The organism is Okeania sp. SIO2B9, from assembly GCF_010672505.1.
In the GTDB taxonomy this organism is placed as follows: domain Bacteria; phylum Cyanobacteriota; class Cyanobacteriia; order Cyanobacteriales; family Microcoleaceae; genus Okeania; species Okeania hirsuta.
The window spans coordinates 1-2,142 of the sequence record NZ_JAAHGK010001291.1 but is presented as its reverse complement, the minus strand read 5'-3'; the positions used below and the strand labels follow the sequence as shown (position 1 = coordinate 2,142).

The 2,142-nt window shown below is 37.3% G+C and carries 2 protein-coding genes and 1 pseudogene; all 3 read left to right on the top strand.

Going from position 1 to position 2,142, the window contains the following annotated elements; all coding sequences use genetic code 11:
• Positions 1 to 65 precede the first annotated feature (65 nt).
• The 3 genes and pseudogenes from F6K13_RS29975 to F6K13_RS29965 all read left to right on the top strand — a co-directional run bounded on the left by F6K13_RS29975 (position 66) and on the right by F6K13_RS29965 (position 2,040).
• Complete coding sequence (locus tag F6K13_RS29975; protein ID WP_287289398.1) at positions 66 to 206, top strand: hypothetical protein; 141 nt, start codon at positions 66 to 68, stop codon at positions 204 to 206.
• Positions 176 to 1,588, top strand: a pseudogene (locus tag F6K13_RS29970) (heavy metal translocating P-type ATPase); the annotation flags it as partial. The gene F6K13_RS29975 and the pseudogene F6K13_RS29970, both read left to right, overlap by 31 nt.
• A 248-nt stretch (positions 1,589 to 1,836) precedes the next feature.
• Positions 1,837 to 2,040: a hypothetical protein gene (locus tag F6K13_RS29965; protein WP_240039027.1), complete on the top strand. Its 204-nt coding sequence runs from the start codon at positions 1,837 to 1,839 to the stop codon at positions 2,038 to 2,040.
• The last annotated feature ends 102 nt before the right edge of the window (positions 2,041 to 2,142 follow it).

Sequence of the window (2,142 nt, the reverse complement as noted above, 5' to 3'; positions counted from 1 at the left end):
GAAAAATCGATGAGTATGACATCAACACGTTTCAACGCGTCATTGACGTTAATCTGACCGGTACGATGCGGTGTTGTCTGGCGGCCTATCCGCTGCTTGCGACGACCCGGGGCGCGATTGTGAACACCGGGTCAATGTACTCGATCTTCGGTGGCCCGCACGCGCCCGCCTATAAGTTGTTAAACCAGGAGAAAAAATCCCCTTAGATGGTGAAATTATTTCTGGAAATTCCCAAGTTGATACTTCTGCTTTAACTGGAGAATCAATACCTAGAAATTTTACAGTTGGGCAAACAATATTAGCAGGAATGCTTAACCAAACGGGACTATTAACAATTCGCGTAACTAAACCATTTTCTGAATCTTCTATTTCCAGAATTCTAGAGTTAGTTGAAACTGCCAAAACTAAAAAATCTAAAACTGAAAGATTTATGACAACTTTTGCCAGGTACTATACCCCAATAGTTGTCTTTATTTCTTTAGGGATCGCTTTTCTGCCTCCTCTATTTATCTCCGGTGCTACTTATGCAGATTGGATAAATAGAGCTTTAATTGTATTAGTAGTTTCCTGTCCTTGTGGATTAGTAATTAGCATTCCTTTGGGTTATTTTGGCGGAGTTGGTGGAGCGGCAAAACGAGGAATATTAGTCAAAGGGTCTACATTTTTAGATGATTTAGCTGCGATTAAAACTGTGGTTTTTGATAAAACTGGAACTTTGACAGAAGGTAAACTTCAGGTGACAGATATTGTCACAAAAAATGGCTTGACTAAACCAGATTTAATCGAAGTAGCAGCTAAAGTTGAATCTTTATCAAATCATCCTATTGCTCAAGCAGTTTATAAATATAATTCTAGGAAAATTGATAATTCTGATGTTTCAGAATATCAAGAAATTGCCGGGTGTGGAATTAAGGCAAAAGTTGGTAATAAAACAGTTATTGCGGGAGGCGATCGCCTGTTACATTTAGAAGATATTCAACACGATATTTGTGATATTGGAGATACTGCAGTTCATTTAGCAGTTGATAGTAAATATGTTGGTTATATCGTAATATCTGACCAGATTAAATTAGATGCTGCTCGGGCAATTAAATCTTTGAAAAATTTGGGTGTGGAAAAAACTGTCATGTTAACGGGAGATAATCAAACAGTTGCTCAACGGGTGGCAGAAAATTTAGATTTAGATAGTTATGAAGCTGAATTATTACCAGAAGATAAAGTCAATGCCATTGAAAAATTACTATATCGGAATAATAGGAAAGTTGCTTTTGTTGGTGATGGAATTAATGATGCTCCGGTTATTGCTCGTGCTGATGTTGGTATAGCAATGGGTAGCATTGGTTCGGATGCTGCAATTGAAACTGCGGATGTTGTAATTATGACCGATGCTCCTTCTAAGGTTGCTGAAGCAATACAAATTGGCAGGAAAACGCGTCGCATTGTTTGGCAAAATATTGGTTTTGCTCTAGGAGTAAAGGGGTTGTTTATTTTGTTGGGAATAGCAGGGTTGGCAAATATTTGGGAAGCAGTATTTGCAGATGTGGGTGTAGCGTTAATTGCGATTTTTAATTCTAGTCGAGCGTTATGAAGTCAGAAGTAAAAAATTCAAAAGTCAAATTTGTAGTGGCGTGACACAGCTAAAATCTAGACTCTGAAAAGTATTTAACAACCCGTCGTAATGTACCATTTTCTATAAAGTCAGAAGTTCGTTGAACTTAGTCCTAATATGTTCGATCAAAGTTAGTGCAATTATAATATTAAATACCTAATATTAAGGAGTTAATTAAACCGATAAATGCTTACAAAAAATCTCTAATAATTGATAATCCTCAGCAGTTGGTTTTATCAGATTTACCATTTGCAGCAGGTCAAAAAGTGGAAATCATTATTTTAGCTGAAGATCATAATGAAGTTGATAGTCAACTAGAGGAATTACGTCAAAAAATTGATCGTGCAACTGAACAAATTTTAGCGGGAAATGTGAAAGATGGAGAATTAGTTTTTGAGCAGTTACAAACTAGTGCAGGATGGCAGAAATAAGTGACCAGTAGGAGCAATGCCCTCTTCCTGAGATAGAATACTCAGAGGTGCGATCGCATCGGAGAGGCCAGCCCCAAAAAGTGACCACTAAAAAAAAGTGAT